At 65.2% G+C, this 17,261-nt stretch carries 12 protein-coding genes; 3 read left to right on the forward strand and 9 right to left on the reverse strand.

Annotated features, from left to right (window positions below; translation table 11 throughout):
• The first annotated feature begins 354 nt into the window (after window positions 1-354).
• Window positions 355-1,926 carry an AAA family ATPase gene (locus CFR72_RS01160; RefSeq protein WP_208629934.1) on the forward strand — a complete coding sequence of 524 codons (1,572 nt, stop codon included), beginning with the start codon at window positions 355-357 and terminating at the stop codon, window positions 1,924-1,926.
• On the forward strand, window positions 1,923-3,212 hold the full coding sequence (locus tag CFR72_RS01165) for an McrC family protein (RefSeq protein WP_110912256.1): 1,290 nt from the start codon (window positions 1,923-1,925) through the stop codon (window positions 3,210-3,212). Before CFR72_RS01160 ends, CFR72_RS01165 begins: the two co-directional genes overlap by 4 nt.
• A 460-nt stretch (window positions 3,213-3,672) precedes the next feature.
• Here the strand turns inward: CFR72_RS01165 and holA are convergent, their stop codons facing one another.
• Genes holA through CFR72_RS01185 form a run of 4 tightly spaced genes read right to left on the reverse strand, consistent with a single transcriptional unit; the run spans window position 3,673 to window position 8,704 of the window.
• Window positions 3,673-4,692, reverse strand: a complete 1,020-nt coding sequence (gene holA, locus CFR72_RS01170) for a DNA polymerase III subunit delta (RefSeq protein WP_110912257.1) — start codon at window positions 4,690-4,692, stop codon at window positions 3,673-3,675.
• A gap of 24 nt (window positions 4,693-4,716) precedes the next feature.
• Window positions 4,717-5,514: an LPS assembly lipoprotein LptE gene (locus CFR72_RS01175; protein ID WP_110912258.1), complete on the reverse strand. Its 798-nt coding sequence runs from the start codon at window positions 5,512-5,514 to the stop codon at window positions 4,717-4,719.
• 3 nt (window positions 5,515-5,517) lie between these two features.
• Entirely contained in the window at window positions 5,518-8,151 is a 2,634-nt protein-coding gene (gene leuS / locus CFR72_RS01180) for a leucine--tRNA ligase (protein WP_110912371.1), read from the reverse strand.
• A gap of 28 nt (window positions 8,152-8,179) precedes the next feature.
• Window positions 8,180-8,704, reverse strand: coding sequence for a DUF3576 domain-containing protein (locus tag CFR72_RS01185; protein ID WP_110912259.1), 525 nt, complete (start codon window positions 8,702-8,704; stop codon window positions 8,180-8,182).
• 365 nt (window positions 8,705-9,069) lie between these two features.
• Here CFR72_RS01185 and CFR72_RS01190 point away from each other — a divergent pair, with 365 nt between their 5' ends.
• Window positions 9,070-11,172 (forward strand): glycoside hydrolase family 3 C-terminal domain-containing protein, encoded by a 2,103-nt coding sequence (locus CFR72_RS01190; protein WP_244182100.1) that lies wholly within the window; start codon window positions 9,070-9,072, stop codon window positions 11,170-11,172.
• Here CFR72_RS01190 and CFR72_RS01195 read toward each other — a convergent pair.
• The 5 genes from CFR72_RS01195 to CFR72_RS01215 all read right to left on the reverse strand — a co-directional run bounded on the left by CFR72_RS01195 (window position 11,153) and on the right by CFR72_RS01215 (window position 17,197).
• On the reverse strand, window positions 11,153-12,235 hold the full coding sequence (locus CFR72_RS01195) for a transglycosylase SLT domain-containing protein (RefSeq protein ID WP_390670902.1): 1,083 nt from the start codon (window positions 12,233-12,235) through the stop codon (window positions 11,153-11,155). The genes CFR72_RS01190 and CFR72_RS01195 overlap by 20 nt on opposite strands.
• A complete protein-coding gene (locus CFR72_RS01200; RefSeq protein ID WP_110912261.1) occupies window positions 12,232-12,678 on the reverse strand; it encodes a DUF1489 family protein in 447 nt (148 codons plus the stop codon). Before CFR72_RS01200 ends, CFR72_RS01195 begins: the two co-directional genes overlap by 4 nt.
• A gap of 17 nt (window positions 12,679-12,695) precedes the next feature.
• The gene (locus CFR72_RS01205) at window positions 12,696-13,823 is read right to left on the reverse strand and encodes a nucleoside hydrolase (RefSeq protein ID WP_110912262.1); all 1,128 of its coding nucleotides are present in this window, start codon (window positions 13,821-13,823) and stop codon (window positions 12,696-12,698) included.
• A gap of 175 nt (window positions 13,824-13,998) precedes the next feature.
• Window positions 13,999-15,210, reverse strand: coding sequence for a radical SAM family heme chaperone HemW (hemW, locus tag CFR72_RS01210; RefSeq protein ID WP_167400266.1), 1,212 nt, complete (start codon window positions 15,208-15,210; stop codon window positions 13,999-14,001).
• Window positions 15,200-17,197: a potassium transporter Kup gene (locus CFR72_RS01215; protein ID WP_110912264.1), complete on the reverse strand. Its 1,998-nt coding sequence runs from the start codon at window positions 17,195-17,197 to the stop codon at window positions 15,200-15,202. Before CFR72_RS01215 ends, hemW begins: the two co-directional genes overlap by 11 nt.
• Window positions 17,198-17,261: the final 64 nt, after the last annotated feature.

Here is a 17,261-nt window from a genome sequence, read left to right on the forward strand (position 1 = left end):
TATTTTACCGATATAAAGAATGAATACTTCCGTTTCGGGCGCAAGAACAATGGCAACGATACTGCGGTACGTAAAGGCACCCTAGGTTTTTTTGAAAAAAAAGATGATCGTATATGTTTCTGTTTTAATTCCAATATTGTCCGGAATATGGACGATAATGTAAAAGACAAGAAATTTTCACTCAACAGTACAACCGTAAATATCGCAAAACGTGTCCTTGAGATGAACCAGGACGATATTGCAGGCAGGCTGAAGACGGATCGTAATGGCCTGTGGCCAGATGACTATCCTCCCCTGCCTAAAAAGAAAAACAGGACCGTGCTGCAAGATACCATGCCAGAGAACAAAGACATCATGCCCGCTGACTCCAGTGCCGAAACCGTCAACCTGATCCTGTATGGGCCGCCCGGCACGGGCAAGACCTATGCCACTGCTGCCGAGGCCGTGAGGCTGTGTGGCGAAACCGTGCCGGAGGACCGCAAGGAACTGATGGCCGCCTATCATCGCCTGATACGCGCGGGGCGGATCGAATTCGTGACCTTTCACCAGTCACTGGCCTATGAAGATTTTGTCGAGGGACTGCGTCCCCAGCAGGGTATGGCGGGCGGTGGCCCGGACGGCGAACAGCCTGCCGCAGGCTTCACGCTTGTGCCAAGGGACGGCATTTTCCGCCGGATCGTGCGCGAGGCGCTTGGGGAGACCGAAGAAACGGAGGATACGTTCTCGCTGGCGGGCAAACGTGTTTTCAAACTCTCCATGGGGGTCGCGGGCGATCATGATGATGCCCATATCTTTGAAAATGCCATAAGGGACGGGTATGCCATCATCGGGTATGGCGAACTGGATTTTACCGATCCACGTTTTGCCAGTCCGGATGCTATCCTTAAGGCCGTGCAGGATTCAGGGGTGGTGTGGGACAAGGTACTCACGTCCGCATCCGGATGGGTCAAGATGCCCAACATCTTTCGTAACCAGATGCGTATTGGCGATATCATCGTGGTTTCGCGCGGGAACGGCCTGTTCCGCGCAATCGGTCAGATAACGGGCGATTATTATTTCGAACCGCTTGAGGAGCGGCCCGATTATGCGCACCGCCGCAAGGTAAGGTGGCTGTGGGTCAGTCCGGAGGGCGAACCGGTCGATCGTATCTATGCCAAGGATTTTTCCATGGCGACCGTCTACCAGTTGAATCGTGACCTGATCAATGTCCCGGCACTGGCGCAGTATATCGGCAGGCAGCATGATACATCCCCTGTCACGCCACAGCCCTATGTCCTGATTATAGACGAGATCAACCGCGCCAATATTTCCAAGGTATTTGGCGAACTCATTACATTGCTCGAACCGGACAAACGGCTGGGCCAGCCGAATGAACTGCAGGTACGCCTGCCTTATTCAGGTGACCTGTTTGGCGTGCCGTCCAACCTGCATATCATTGGCACGATGAACACGGCGGACCGTTCCATTGCCCTGCTGGATACGGCGCTGCGCCGCCGGTTCGACTTCCGCGAACTGATGCCCGACCCGACGCAGCTTGAAACCGTGGATGGGATCGACCTGCCTGCCGTGCTGCGCGCGCTTAATGAACGGATCGAATACCTGTTCGATCGCGAACACCAGATCGGGCATGCCTATTTCATTAAATGCACGGCGCGTCAGGGTTCCAACGGCATCGATCAGGTCATGCGTGACCGGATCATCCCGCTTCTGGCTGAATATTTCTACGAGGACTGGGACAAGGTCGCCGCCGTGCTTGGCGATGCGACAGAAGCGGAAGGGGACTATGAAGGTGGTTTCCTTAATCGGGAAAAACTCCCGGTCCCACGCGGGCTGGGACTGGAAGGTGAGGGCAGTGCGCGTTACCGCTGGCGCGTGCGTACCCAACAGGAAGGATTTGATTATAACAGGGGACTTCTGGACGTATGATCCACCGTACGGTTCTGGAATGGAACACGCTACCTTATGGGTCAGGCCAGGCGGAAATCCCCCGTGACATTGCCGAACGCCTTGTGACCGTGGCGGAAAACTCCGCCATGCCCGGCGCGCTGCAAGACCAGCGCCATGGCCTGCGGGCCTGTGGCATGGTGGGGATGATTGTCGCCCCCGGCGCCGAACTGGAAATCCTGCCCAAGATCGACACGCCGCAGCAGCATGGCGCACAGGCGGTCAGCAGCATCCGCAGGCGACTGGTGCATATGCTGGCCGTGGTGCTGGACATAAACGTGGCCGATGGTGATATCGCGCATCTGGGCACACAGGAAGAAACCCTGCTGGAAGTATTGATCCGGCTGTTTTCCAGAAGGTTATCCGAGGCCGTGAAGCCCGGCCTGCCCCGACGTTATGTGGAGCAGGCCGATGACCTGCCGGCCCTGCGGGGCAGGCTGGATGTGACGCGACAGTTCAGCGTACTTGCGGTCAGCCCGCAGAAACTGGCCTGCCGTTATGATGAAATGGCATGTGACACGCCACTCAACCAGATCATGAAAGCAGCGGTGGAGCGGCTTTTGCGCCTGTCGCGCGCGGCGGATAACCAGCGGCGGTTGCGGGAACTGGCCTTTGTCTATGCCGATGTCAGTCCGGTGGCTGTGTCGGCCCTGCGCTGGGACCGGGTAGTGCTGGACCGCACCACGACACGGTGGAAAACGCCATTGAAACTGGCGCGCCTGCTGCTGGGACAGCGGTTCCAGACGACATCAGGCGGGGTGACGCAGGGGTTTTCGCTGCTGTTTGAAATGAACGTGCTGTTTGAAAAATATATCGCCTGCCGGTTACGTACGGCCCTGGCGGGAACGGGCCTGCATGCCGCCGCCCAGAAGGGCAGGCGATATGCCCTGTATACGCCGGAGGAAAAGGGCGTATTCCAGACCATTCCCGACATTCTGATCAAACGTGGCAATGCCATCGTGCAGATCGTGGATACCAAATGGAAATGCCTTGCCCGGCAGGATGATGATCCCAGGCAGGGGGTCAGCCAGGCTGATATCTATCAGATGATGGCATATGCCAGGATTTATGACTGTCCACGCCTGATGCTGCTTTATCCGCACCATGCGGGACTTGGCGTGGATCCGGTGTGCAATACGCATTATATCGCAACGCCGTCCGGGCCTGATGTGCTGGAGGTCGCAACGATAGACATATCGGACAATGCAGCCCTATTGCGCAACCTGCGGACGTTGTGTGCAGACGGCGAAACCGGGTCACCGCTGTAACGGGATGCGCCATTGTGTCGGGATGGGCATGATGCACTCCCCCCGGCGGGAAGCCGGCTTCTGGACCGGTTGGAATGACATGGGAATGTATGGTGGTGTCCGCGGCGGGATTCGAACCCACGGCCCCAGGATTCATCCCACTTCGGCTTTCGCCGCCGCCACCGGATGATGACGTTCGTGGTCTGGACTGTCCCTTCGCCATGGACCCGCCAGCGGGTCGGTAGGCGCTGCCCATCCAGTCTCTACACCTTCCCGGCACGGGGCCGGGCTTGGCTCGGGATTGGCACGGCATTCTGCCAGAGCGTTCCCCGAATTTGAGCAGATCCGTCACGTGGTTTCCCGTCGTGACGCCCAATTGCTACCAGGAATCCTGTGCTCTATCCTGCTGAGCTACGCGGACATACACCCGACCTTATGTAGCGGAGGGACGGGGCAGGGGCAAGCGGCAATATGGCCGCCCCTAGCGCTGTCGCGCCATGATCCGCGCCTGTGCCGCAAGGCGTGCGACATGGCGCTTGCACAGCACGATATCAGGGCTGCCGGTCTGCTTGCACTCCAGTTCAAGCTGCTGCGTCCACACCGCCGCCTGCATCAGGGCATCCGCGCTCCAGATCGCGACGGCGCGGCCAAAGGCTTCGGTGCGCTTGAAAAAGACCTGGGGCCACAGCGCGGACATTGCCTCCGCCCGGCCCTGTCCCGCATCCATCGCCAGACGCACCCGCCGCAGCCTGTGGATGTGCGACAGCAGCGCGCGCGCGGCGCCAATCGGGTTCATGCGATCGGTATTCATGGCGCGTTCGATCGCAAGGTCCGCCCCCGCCCGGTCGCCCACCATCGCGGCAAAGGCCGCATCCTCCAGCGACACACTCGCCGCATCGCCAATGCAGGCCTGCACGTCCTCATGCGTCAGTCGCCCGCCCTGTCCCGCGAACAGGAACAGCTTTTCCACCTCCGCACGGGTGGCGGCGCGATCGGGGCTTGCGCGTTCGGCGAACCATGACAGCGCATCGGGGTCGATCTGCACCCCCTGTTCGGAAAGCATCTGGCGGATGCTGGCCTCCAGCGCGCGCCCTTCCTCGGGGTAGCAGGCAATGACGGCGCAGTCCTTCGCCTTTTCCAGCAGCGCACGTAACTTGGAGCGGGATTCAAGCCCCGGCGCCTCGATGATCAGCAGCGTATCGGTCCGGGTTGCAAGGCACTCCTTGACCAGTCCCGTCAGGCCATCGCGCCCTTCGCGCACCCAGACGACGCGGCGCCCGCCCACCAGTGACAGGGCGGTACATTCCTCCACCATGCGGTCGTGCGCGTCGCGGCCAAGGATGGCGACACGGAACGGGTCATCAAGGTCGGGCGTAATGACCTGCGCCGCCTGGGTCGCGCGTTCGCGGATCAGGCCCGCATCCTCCCCATGCAGCAGCACGATGCGCCACGCGCCGGGATCGCGCAGGGTGGCGGCGACTGAACGCGCACTGATCTTCACGGTCGGGGTTTCACTGGCTGACGTTCACTGGCTGGTGCCGTTGCCGCCAATGCTGACACTGTCGGGGCTGTCGCTCCCGACGCTGACGGAGGTGCCCACGTCATCATCGTTCAGTTGTGAATTCGACCGCCCGGTGGCAAGCGCCGGCAGGCCATCCGCGCCGGGACGCTGCGATGGCATCTGGTTGCTGCTGGTGGCGTTGGGGGTCGAATCGGGATCGATGTAGCGTGGCTGGTTCTGCTCCGCATCGGTCCCGTCGGTCGCGGGCTTGGCATGGGTGCGGAACCACACGCCAACCTGCTGGGTGATCTGCTCGGCCATGTTCTTGGCCACGCGGGTGCGCACGGTTTCCAGGTTCAGCGACAGGGCGAAATACTGTTCATACGTATTGTTGACGCCGTCGATGATGTTCGCATCCCCTTCGGCCAGCAGGCGCGGGCTGGCGCTGATGGTATAAAGCTGCCAGTGGGCAAAGGCGGTGGTGCGCGTGCGCCCGCTGGTATTGTCGGAGTGGATGTCCACCGCCTCGTTCATCATGTAGGTGCGGATGCGCAGGCTGTAGCGGGTCGGGTTTTCAGGCCCGGCCCCCCCAAGGTCCTGTTGCAGGAACTGGCGCAACTGCTGCCCGTAACGCTCCGTGATGCGCGGGACATAGACCTGCTGCAGTTCGGCGGCCACGTCCGTCACGGTGGCCTTGCCGTCCGGGCCGATATGCTTTCCGGTCGTCTGGTACATGGGCGAGAAGCCACACCCGCCCATCGCGGCCACAAGGGCGGCCGCGAAAAGCGTGGGTGCGGCGCGACGACACGAAAAGCGTTTCATCGGTTATTTCGCAACCACGAAATTGACGATGCGCCCCGGCACGTAAATGCGCTTGACGATCCGCGTACCCTCCAGCAGGCGTGCGACGTTGGGTTCGGCCTCTGCCCGGGCGATGACATCGTCCTTGGGCAGGTCGGGGGCCACCGCGATCGTGCCGCGCAGCTTGCCCATGATCTGCACCGCGATCGTGACCTCGCTTGCGGCCAGCAGGTCGGCCTCCGCCTTTGGCCAGGCGCGTTCGACCACCGGCCTGCCCGCGGGATCCAGCAGCGCCATCATCGCTTCGGCCTGGTGCGGCACCATCGGCGCGCACAGCAGCGCCAGCGTCGTCGCCGCCTCGCGCCGGGCAAAGGCGATGCCGTCCTCTTCCGCGTGCTTTTCCGCATCGGCCAGCGCGCTGGTCAGTTCATGCAGGCGCGCAACCGCGACATTGGGGCTGAAACCCTCCAGCGCCTCGGTCACGGCGGCGATGGTGCGGTGGGTGGCACGGCGCAGCGTATCGGCGGCCTTTGCAACCTGCGCGGGGCAGGAGACGTCGGCGGGGACCTGTGCCGCCACGCCGCGCACGACGCGGAACAGGCGCTGCAGGAAGCGCGCGGCCCCGGCGACGCCGGATTCCGTCCATTCCATGTCGCGTTCCGGCGGGCTGTCCGACAGGACGAACCAGCGCGCCGTATCCGCACCAAAACGCTCGATGATCGTCACGGGGGCGACGGTGTTGCGCTTGGACTTGGACATCTTTTCCACGCGGCCGACCGTGACCGGCGCACCCGTGTCGCGGCGGGTCGCACCCGTGGCCGTACGCTCGACCTCGTCGGGATACAGCCAGTTGCCATCCGCATCGCGGTAGCTTTCGTGGTTGACCATGCCCTGCGTGAACAGGCCCGCGAACGGTTCATCCACGTTCAGGTGCCCGGTTTCATGCATGGCGCGGGTGAAGAAGCGGGCATAGAGCAGGTGCAGGATCGCATGTTCGATCCCGCCGATATACTGGTCCACCGGCAGCCACCCGTCCGCGGCCGCGACCACGGTGGGCTGTGGCGCATGCGGCGCGGTGAAGCGGGCGAAATACCACGAACTGTCCACGAACGTGTCGCAGGTATCCGTCTCCCGCGTGGCGGGCTTTTGGCATTTGGGGCAGGCGACATGCTTCCATGTCGGGTGGTGCTCCAGGGGGTTGCCCGGACGGTCGAACGTCACGTCCTCGGGCAGGACGACCGGAAGCTGGTCATCGGGTACCGGCACCGCCCCGCAGGAGTCGCAATGGATGATGGGGATGGGGCAGCCCCAGTAGCGCTGGCGCGAGATGCCCCAGTCACGCAGGCGCCAGTTGACCACGCCGCGCCCGACGCCCAGGCCTTCAAGCCGTGCGATCGCTTCCTTCTTCGCCGTGGCGATGTCGAGACCGTCGAGGAAGGCGGAATTGAACAGCGTGCCCTGCCCGTCGGTCGCCCTGTCGGTGACGGTGAAGGTCTGCGGGTCCGCATCGGGGGGCAGGATGACGGGGATGAAGGGCAGGCGGTACTTGTTGGCAAAATCAAGGTCGCGCTGATCCCCGCAGGGACAGCCGAACACCGCACCCGTGCCGTAATCCATCAGCACGAAATTCGCGATCCAGACCGGGAACGATCTGTCCGGCATGAACGGGTGCGACACACGCAGGCCGGTATCGAACCCGCGCTTTTCCGCCGTCTCGATCGCCTCTTCCGAGGTGCCGAGGCGATGGCATTCCGCGATGAATTCGGCGGCCTTCGCATTCTTTGCCGCGACCTTCGCCGCCAGCGGGTGGTCGGCCGCGATGGCAAGGAACGACATCCCGAACAGCGTGTCGGGACGGGTGGTGAACACCTCCACCGAATCAAGGTCCACGTCGAACCCTGCGGGCGGTTCATGCAGGCCGAAGCGCACGCGTGCGCCCTCCGACCGGCCGATCCAGCGTTCCTGCATCGTGCGCACCCGTTCGGGCCAGCGCGGCAGGTGCGACAGCCCATCGAGAAGCTGCGGCGCGAATTTCGTGATCTTCAGGAACCACTGCGAAAGCTGCTTCTGCTCGATCAGCGCGCCGGAGCGCCAGCCGCGACCGTCCACGACCTGTTCGTTCGCCAGCACGGTATTGTCCACCGGGTCCCAGTTGACCCAGCTTTCGCGCCGTTCCACCAGGCCTGCCGCCAGCATGTCAAGGAACAGCTTCTGCTGCTTGCCATAGTAATCCGGCAGGCAGGTCGCGATCTCGCGGTCCCAGTTGAAGGAGAAGCCAAGCTGCTTGAGTGTCGTGCACATGGCCGCGATGTTGTCCATCGTCCACTTGCCCGGATGCACGCCACGTTCCCGCGCCGCATTTTCCGCAGGCAGGCCGAACGCGTCCCAGCCCATCGGGTGCAGGACGCTGAACCCCTGCGCCCGCTTGTAGCGCGCAACCACATCGCCCAGCGTGTAGTTGCGGACATGTCCCATGTGAAGCTGCCCCGAAGGATAGGGGAACATCTCCAGCACATAATATTTGGGCCGGTCGGCGGGGGGGACGTCGGGCACGTCGAAGACGCCGCTGCGTTCCCACCGCTCCTGCCACAGCGGTTCGGCCGTGGCGAAGTCATAGGCGGGGGTGGCGGGATCGGCGGGAGTCTTGGGATCGGTCATCTTGGTCATCGGGTCCGGGCGCGAGGTGTTAGTTCTTGTGGCCGCTATCGGCACGCAACTGGCGCGCACGGGTCAGGATCTTGGAGGTGATGTCGGACACCGTATTGGCGGCGACGGGGGTATCGACCCACTGGTTGTCCTGCAGCACCTGGCGGAAGACGGACACGCGCACCGCGTCGGAACGCAGGTTGCTCGACAGGATGAAGCAGGTGATCTTGAAGCGTTCGTTCTGCGTGGCGGGGGGCGTGTACCAGTCCGTCAGGATGACACCGCCAAGCGCATCGGCAGAGGCGAACGGCATGAACGACAGCGTATCGATCGCCCCGCGCCACAGATAGGCGTTGACGCCGCTTTTCGCCAGTTGGTCGTTGCCGCCGGTGGCCCCACGGTCTTCCTTCAGCAGCTTGTTCTGCGGCCGGGCGAGGCCGGTGCTGTCATGCGGGCCTGTCGAACACGCGCCAAGCAGCGTGCCAAGCATCAGGACCGGCAGTCCCGTGCGCAGGATGCGGCGGGAGGTCGGGCGAAGGGCGGAAGTTGGCGGACGAAGGGTCATGATGCCTCTATGGACGCCGGGGATGGGCCCCGCATGTGGTATTTCGGCCCCGTGTGTCGCGCATCCCGCCACGATGTGTCCGGACGAACGGCCACGGTCCTGCCTGCTATCGATATGCGTCCTTCATATCCCGCCGCGCCGGTCCCGCCAAGTCACGCGGCGACCTTTCTGTGTCACCATCGTGACGGCGCGGCATGCCCCGCATGGGCACGGGTCATGGCACCGGGGCGCCGATGGTAGTACCTATCGGATCGTAAACGCCCCGGATGCGGGGCATCGGAACATGCGTGCGCCATGCAATGCGTGACATGGGCGCGCCGGGGGAGGGCCTGCGGGCAGGGACAGGCAGGGTGCGGGAGAAAGCAGTGCGACAGACATTCATCATATCGCGGGTCACCCGGTTCATGGCGCGGGTGGCGACATGGGCCGGGGGACGGGCGGGGACGACCCTGACCGGGGCTGTCGCGGCGATTGCGATGATGTTCCCGCCGGTGCGTCCCCCCTGGCCGGTCCTGTTGCCCGGGGCGTCCGCATGGGCCGCCGTGCCCGCGAACGCCGCCGCGACGCGCGCCGCCGACATGGTCGCACGCATGCGGCCGGAGGAGAAACTGTCGGTCCTGCGCGCCGCCCCCGCCCCGCTTGGCGGTGCGTCTGCGGGCGAGGGCGCGGGACTGCTGACATGGCCGGGTGTTGCGCGCCTTGGCCTGCCCGCCCTGCGGATGGGCAGTTTCGCCAGCCCGGACCCCACCGATCCCGCCATGCCGCAACTGCCCTTTCTTGCCCTTGCCGCAGGCTGGGACCCGGTGCTGGCCCATCGTGCGGGCGCGCTGCGGGCGCGGGACGAATGGGCGCGCGGGCGGGCGATGGTGCGGGTGGGGGGCGTGGACCTGCTGCCATCGGGCCGGCTGCTCGCGGGGGAGGACCCGATGCTGGCGGGGACGATGGCGGGGATGGTCGCCTCGGGCCTGATGGGGGGGCATGTGGTTCCGGTCTTCGCCTCCCTCCGCGCGGAGGAGCAGGGACGCGGTGACGGGGTGGTCGCCCTGCCCGCCACGCTGCCCGTCCCGGCGGGGCGGTATATGGACGGCAGCCTGATGGGCCTGTCCATCGCGCTGGCTACCGCGCATGGGGGGGCGATCGCATGCGGGGGCATGCATGCGTGTGGCGCGCTGTCGGGACTGTCCACCATCGTGCGCGACCACTGGCGCTTTGGCGGCATGCTGATGGCGATGCCCGGCGCGCTGTCGGGGACGGATGCCAATGCGCCCGCCGCCGTGGCCGATGGCGTGGACCTGGAACAGTCACTCGGGCTGGAGGACGGGATCTATGCTACGCCCCTGCGTCGCGCGGTGGCGACGGGGGCGGTGCCGGCCGCCCGGATCGACCAGATGGCGCAGCATGTCCTGACGTCGCTGTATGGTACCGGCATCCTTGACCATCCCCCGTCCTTCAACCGTGACACGAAGCCCCCGCCAGCGTCCGATACCCTGTCGGTGGCGGGGCTGATGGCCGATATCGGGGCGGAGGGCATGGTCCTTTTGCAGAATGAAAATCAGGTCCTGCCGCTTGATGACCGCAGCGGGCCGGTGCTGCTGCTGGCGACGCAGGCGTTGCAGCGGCCGCTTGCGGCACTTGCGGCGGCGCTGGGGCATGACGGGATCAGGGTCAGCACGGCCATCGTCCGGCCCGACGGGACGCCACCGCCACAGGCCGCGCAGGTGGCGCGTGCCGTGATGCTGACGGACCGTGACGCGGACAATGCGTTCATCACGGCGCTGGCCGACCTTGGCGGGCATGTCGTCACCATCATGATGTCCGACAGCCCCGATCGCGCGATGCCGTGGCTCGACGTGGTGGACAGCGTGATACAGGCCTGGTCATGGCATGATGAATATGCCGCCCCGCTGGCGGCGATGCTGACGGGAACGCGCGATTTCACCGGCCACCTGCCAATGACGTTTACCGGCGGCCTCTATCCCCCCGGCATGGCGTATGCCGATTACCATGCGTTCGAACGCGCCCATGTGGCACCGCTGTTCCCCTTCGGCTATGGCCTGTCGGTTGCAGGTGGCGTGTCCTATGGCGATGTGCACGTCAGCCGCGAGGATGCGACGCACCTGAACGTGACCTTCACCCTGACCGATACGGCCGACCATCCCGTCCGCGCGGTGGCGCAGCTTTACATGACCCCCCCGGCGGAGGCCGGCGGCGTCAAGCGCCTGGTGGGATGGCGCAGCGTCACGTTGACGCCCGGGCATGTCACCCATGTCACCATTCCCGTGGACCCGCACCTGCTGGGACAGTGGGATGCGGGTGCGGGGGCATGGATGGTGCCGGCGTGGACCTATACGTTCGCGGTGGGGGGATCTTCGGTCATGCTGGTGCATCAGGCCAGCGTGCACCTGCCCGCGCTGCACGTGGCCGCCACGCTGGAAAACCTGCCCGCGCCTACATCCCCGGGCGAATGACGAGGCACAGCAGTCCCTGGCCTTTCAGGCTGGCGCATGCCCGTTCCGCCGCCGTCTGCGACAGGCCCGCCAGTCGCGCGCGATAGACCTGCGTGCCGCGTGCGCTGGTGATGGGGATCACCATGCTGCGTGCGCCCTGCAGGAGGGTGAAGTCGCCCTGCCGCGCCATGGTGGTGGCGAAACGGGCCTGCCCCTCGGTGGAGAAGGCGCCGACCTGCACGCTCCATGCGCCATAATTGACGCCCGCGCCCGATGTCGCCGTCACTGTCATGCCCGTGCAGCGTGCCGAAGGGTCATAGGCCGCATTCGGGTCCTGTGCGCAGCCAGTGGACGGTGCGGGGGCGTGTGTCGTGGGGGCGGGCGGATTGAGGGTCGCATATTGCAGCACGGCATGCTGGTTGCGCCCGCCCAGCGCCACGGGGGTACGGGTCACGGGCTGTCCCGGCCCGGCATAGATCGCAAGAGGGCCGCTCAGCGCCACGGCATTGCCGAGGTTGGGCGTGATGATCTTCAGGTAGCGCACGGTCTGGCTGGGCAGCGGGCGGCCATCCTCCAGATAGTCGTTCAGCCGTTCGATCCCCGCATTGTACGCCGCAAGGAATCCCGGCGCGCCATACAGGCCATACAGCGTGCGGATATAGGCCGTGCCCGCCAGGATGTTGTTGCGTGGCTCGTACGGGTCCGAACCGAGATGGTTGCGCTTCTGCATGTCGCCATAGGTCTGCGGCATCAACTGCATCAGGCCCATCGCGCCACTGGCGGAGGTGATGGGATGGCCGTCCATGTATTCGTGTCCGCCCGATTCCTTCTGGATGACGGCGCGGATCCATGGCTGCGGCACGGAAAAGCGGTTCGAGGCCTCCTCGATATAGGGTTTCCACGGGTCATCGGCCGGGCCGGGCGCGCGGTAGGCCCCGCTGGCGGGGTAATAGCGCGAGTAGCGTGACGTGCCGGTCTGCGGGGTGGAGGCACAGCCCGCCAGAACCAGCGCCGCACACCCCAGAAGGGTGGCCGCGCGCAGGGAAGGGGACAGTGCGGGAAGGCGGAGGGAGGCGGATTTCAGATCAGGCACAACGCAGCCAGTTCGCGACGCATGTCATCGGGCAGGGTATCTCCATTGGGGTCGAAATGGCCAAGGTCGGCCGGCGCGTCGGCCGCACGCAGGTAGCGCCACCCCTGAAAGGGGCGCATGCTGCGCGGGACGACCGGCACGATCTGCGGATCGAGCGTGATCAGCGCGCAGGCCACGCCGTCATCGCGGGTGTCGGGGCGGATGCCGGTGATGCGCTGGCGGCACATGATCATCCCCGCGATGACGCGGTACAGCGACCCGCCCTCCAGGATTTCCGCCGCGCGGCGGGGGAACATGCGCGTGCGCAGCCATGGCTGCCCCGCGGGCGTCGTCCCGTCCAGCCCGTCGCGTGGCACCGGCGGTTCCACCTGCTGGCGCAGGGCGAGTTCGGGCAGGCTGTTCACCCCCACCGCCAGCTTGACCATATGCAGCATCGCGCGCTCCCCGCCGTTCAGTGGCGTGCCGGGGCGGCAGCGGGCAGGTCGGTCTGCGCCTCCTGCGCGAAGGTGGCGCGGAAACGCGCGGCATCGACGCTGCGCACGACATGGACGCGGCGCACCCCCTGCTTTTTTGGGGCAAGCTGTTCGGGCCAGACATAGGCATGGCCGTAATTCGGTCCGTGTGTCAGGTCGATATCCATGAAGGCGTCAACCGATGACGTCACCAGCGACGGGTCGGCGGCGATGGCGGTCGTCAGTTCGTCCCACATCGGCAGCGGTTCGTAATATTTTCCCAGATACTGCGTCATCGGCGTCACCTTGCGCGTGATCTGCGCAAGGTAGTCGCGCGTCATCATCAGGTCGTTCGACACGCTGCCGACCACCGTGACCGACGCCCATGGCGCGGTCAGGGCGATGTGGGCGGCCTCCGGGTCGAAGATCATGTTGAAGTCGGAGGCGAAGTCCGCATTGCCCGTCACCGACATCATGCTGGTGTCGAGCATGCCGCCCATGAAGATCAACTGCTTCGCCGTCGCGGCAAAGGTCGGGTCCAGCCGGATGGCCAGCGCAAGGTTCGTCAGCGGCCCCGCCGCGACAATGGTGACCTGGTGCGGGTGGGCATGGACCTGTTCGATCAGGAACTGCGCCGCGTTCTGCGCGATGGGCCGCATGTGGGGCATGCCCTCCTTCAGCGGGGGCACGGCGGGCTGTTCGTCGGGGATGTGCTCGATACTGCCCAGGCCGCCCCACGCGCCCTTCCACGGCATCGTGCCGAACTGGTGTTCATGTTCGCGCAGTGCCGCGACCGTGTTGACCAGAGGGTAGACCGCGCCATCGGCCACCGGGATGTCGGTGCGGCCGATGATCTCCAGGAACCGGCGCAGGTGGGCGGATTCGGCGTTTTCCCAGTCATCGCCACTGACGACGCTAAAGCCGAGCACGCGCACATGCGGATTGAACAAAAGCGGGATGATCGATTGCTGGTCCGACCCGCCGGGGCCGAGGAAATCGTTATCCTCGATCACCAGTTCGGGCCCGGGTGTTGCTGCATGGGCCAGCACCGGCAGGGCGGCGCACAGGGCCGTTCCCGCCACAAGCGCCAGGGCCTTCAGCATGGCGGGAAATGATGGGCGCGACATGGATGCACGGGACACAGCTTGGTTCCTTCCCTGACCTTGGGGGCGCAGTCTAGCCAGTTTGTGGCCCGGTGCCATACCATCCGCGCTCACTGTGTTGATACGTCATGGTTTCCAAAGGGCAATGCCCTTTGGCGGGTTTCAGGGCAGCGCCCTGAGCCGTTGCATCGCCCCCTGCCTAGGCCACCAGCGCGGCCAGCAGGCTCTCCAGCCGCAACCGCCCTTCCGCCGTGGCGCGCAGCCGTGCCCCGCCTTCACCCCATTGCAGATAGCCTTCCTCCAGCGCGGCGAGCAGGATGTCAGGTTCCGTCGCCTCGATCAGGTCCATGCCCGTGCGTCGTGCGAAACGGTCGGCCGCGATCCCTTCATCAAGGCGCAATCCCATCAGCAGCATCTCGCGCGCTTTCTCACGCGGGGAAAGTGCCTCCTCATGTGTCGTGCCGGTGCCTGCCTGCTCCACCCGTTCGGCCCAGGGTTCGGGCGCGCGGTGGCGGCGCGTGGCATGGGTGACGCCGTCGAACGTCATGCGCCCATGCGCCCCCGGCCCGATGCCCAGATAGTCGCCATAGCGCCAGTAGGTCAGGTTATGGCGGCTTTCCGCCCCCGGCCGGGCATAGTTCGAGACCTCATACCCCAGCAGTCCGTGCCGCGCCGCCACGCTGGCCGTTTCCTCATACAGGCGGGCGGCGAGTTCGTCGTCGGGCAGGCGGAAGCGGTCCTGCCGGTAGAGGCTTTCGAAGCGCGTGCCCGGCTCGATCGTCAACTGGTAGAGCGAGAGATGGTCGGAGACGAGACCGAGCGCCTGATTGAGTTCTGTCCGCCACGACGCCAGCGACTGCCCCGGCCGGGCATAGATCAGGTCGAACGAGATGCGCCCGAACAGTGCACGCGCCTGCTCCAGTGCCGCGATCGCCTGTGGCACGCTGTGTTCGCGCCCCAGAAAGCGCAGGGCTTCGGGGTCGAGGCTCTGCAATCCCACCGAAATCCGGTTCACCCCGCTGTCGCGAAAGGCGCGCAGGCGTCCGGTCTCCACACTGGTGGGGTTGGCCTCCAGCGTGATCTCGATCTCCGGGGACAGGCGGAACAGGCGGCCCGCATCCTCCAGCAGGCCGGCGACGGTTGCGGGGTCCATCAGCGAGGGCGTGCCCCCGCCAAGGAAGATGGAGCCCAGCACCGGGCGGCGGTCCGGCGTGGCCCCGATGCGCGCGGCCTCGTGCGCCAGTTCGCGGCGCAGGGCATTGCCAAAGCGCGCCTGCGGGATGACGTCGCGCACATGGCTGTTGAAATCGCAGTACGGGCACTTCGACAGGCAGAACGGCCAGTGCACGTACAGCGCCAGCGTCTCCCCCGCATCCGGCGCGGGGCGGGGGAAAGGCGCGTCAGATGGCAAGGCTGACGCCAAGTTCAACCACGCGGTCGGGCGGGATGCGGAAGAATTCGGTCGCCGGTGTCGCGTTGCGCGCCATCAGCAGGAACAGCGACATCCGCCAGCGCGACATCTTCGGCACGGAGGAACGGACCAGCAGTTCGCGGCTGGTGAAGTACGACGCCTGCAGCGCGTCGAATTCCAGCCCGCTGGCCTTCAGGTCCTCCAGCGCGCGGGGCAGGTTGGGCGTTTCCATGAAGCCGTAACGCAGGATGATGCGGTACATGTCCGGGGCCAGTTCCTGCAACGCGACACGGTGGCCGCGATCGGCCTCCGGCTGGTCAAGGGTCTGGACCGTGACGAACAGGACATGGTCATGCAGCACCTTGTTGTGCTTGAGGTTGTGCAGCAGGCACGCGGGCACGAAATCCGGCGTCGCGGTCATGTACACCGCCGTTCCCGGCACGCGGATGATGCGCGATTGCGGCAGGCGCGCAAGGAACGAGTTCATCGGCATGCTGTCCTGCTTCTGCCGGTTCATGATCAGCAGGCGGCCCTTCTTCCACGTCGTCATCATCAGCGTCAGCACGATGCCCAGCAGCACCGGCACCCAGCCGCCCTGCGGGATCTTCATCGCGTTGGAGGCGAAGAAGGTGGTGTCGATGATGAAGAAGCCGCCGAACGTCGTGATCGCGGCCAGGCGCGACCAGTGGTACAGGCGGCGGAACACGACCATCGCCAGCACGCAGGTGCACATGAACGTGCCCGTCACCGCGATGCCATAGGCGGAGGCCAGGGCGTCGGAACTGCGGAAGCTGAGCACCAGCAGGAGCGCGCCGGTCATCAGGAAGCGGTTGAATTCCGGCAGGTAGATCTGGCCCTCTTCCTCCGCATTGGTGTGGGTGATGCGCATGCGCGGCAGGTAGCCAAGCTGGATGAGCTGCCGGCACAGCGAAAACCCGCCCGAAATCCCCGCCTGGCTGGCGATGACGGTCGCGCAGGTGGACAGGATGATCATCGGCACCTGCAGCCAGTGCGGGCCAAGCAGGAAGAACGGGTTCGCCAGTGTGGCCGGGTGCGCGATGATTAGCGCCCCCTGCCCGAGATAGTTGAGCGCAAGGCACGGCAGCACGCAGAACAGCCAGGCATAGCGGATGGGCTGGCGGCCGAAATGGCCCATGTCGGCATACAGCGCCTCCGCCCCCGTGACCGACAGCACGACGGAGCCAAGGGCGATGAACGACAGCCAGCCGTGATAGATGATGAACTGCACCGCATAGGTGGGCGACACGGCAAGCAGGATGGCCGGATGCTGCACGATCTGCGTCAGGCCGAGGATGCCCAGAAGGCTGAACCACACCAGCATGATCGGGCCGAAGATGGTCCCCACCTTGCCCGTGCCATAGGACTGCACCGAAAACAGCCCCACCAGCACCACCAGCGCGATGGGAATGACCAGTTCGCGCGCGGCGGTGAAGCTGACCTCCAGCCCCTCCACCGCCGACAGGACGGAAATCGCGGGCGTGATCATGCCATCGCCGACGAACAGGCATGCGCCGCCGATCCCCACCATGCCCAGCGCCACGCGCAGGCGGTTGGTGGTGGCGACGCGCTGGGCCATCGACATCAGCGAGATGATGCCGCCTTCGCCATTATGGTCGGCGCGCATGATCAGGATGACGTATTTCACCGTCACGATCAGCAGCAGCGACCAGATGATGAGGCTGAGCACGCCGAGGATTTCCCACGGCTCGATCCTGTGATGCTGCGAGACGACCATGATGGTCGAACGCAGGGCGTAGATCGGGCTGGTGCCGATATCGCCGAACACCACGCCCAGCACGCCAAGCAGGGCGGCGAAGCCTACGGGGTTGGCGGCATGTTCGTGCTGGTCCGCGCCGTATTCGGTAACCTTCGACGGCCCCGTCGGGGAGGCGGCCCTGCCATCCGGAGCGGGGGCGGATGGCGTCGTCGAGGGTCCGGGGGCGTCAGGCCCCGTGGCTTGCGTCATGTCGTGACAGCTCCGCGGCAGTGAATGTCAAGAAATACAGGCTGTATCATGCCCGGTACTTTTG

It is taken from the genome of Gluconacetobacter entanii (assembly GCF_003206495.1).
Taxonomy (GTDB): Bacteria; Pseudomonadota; Alphaproteobacteria; order Acetobacterales; family Acetobacteraceae; genus Novacetimonas; species Novacetimonas entanii.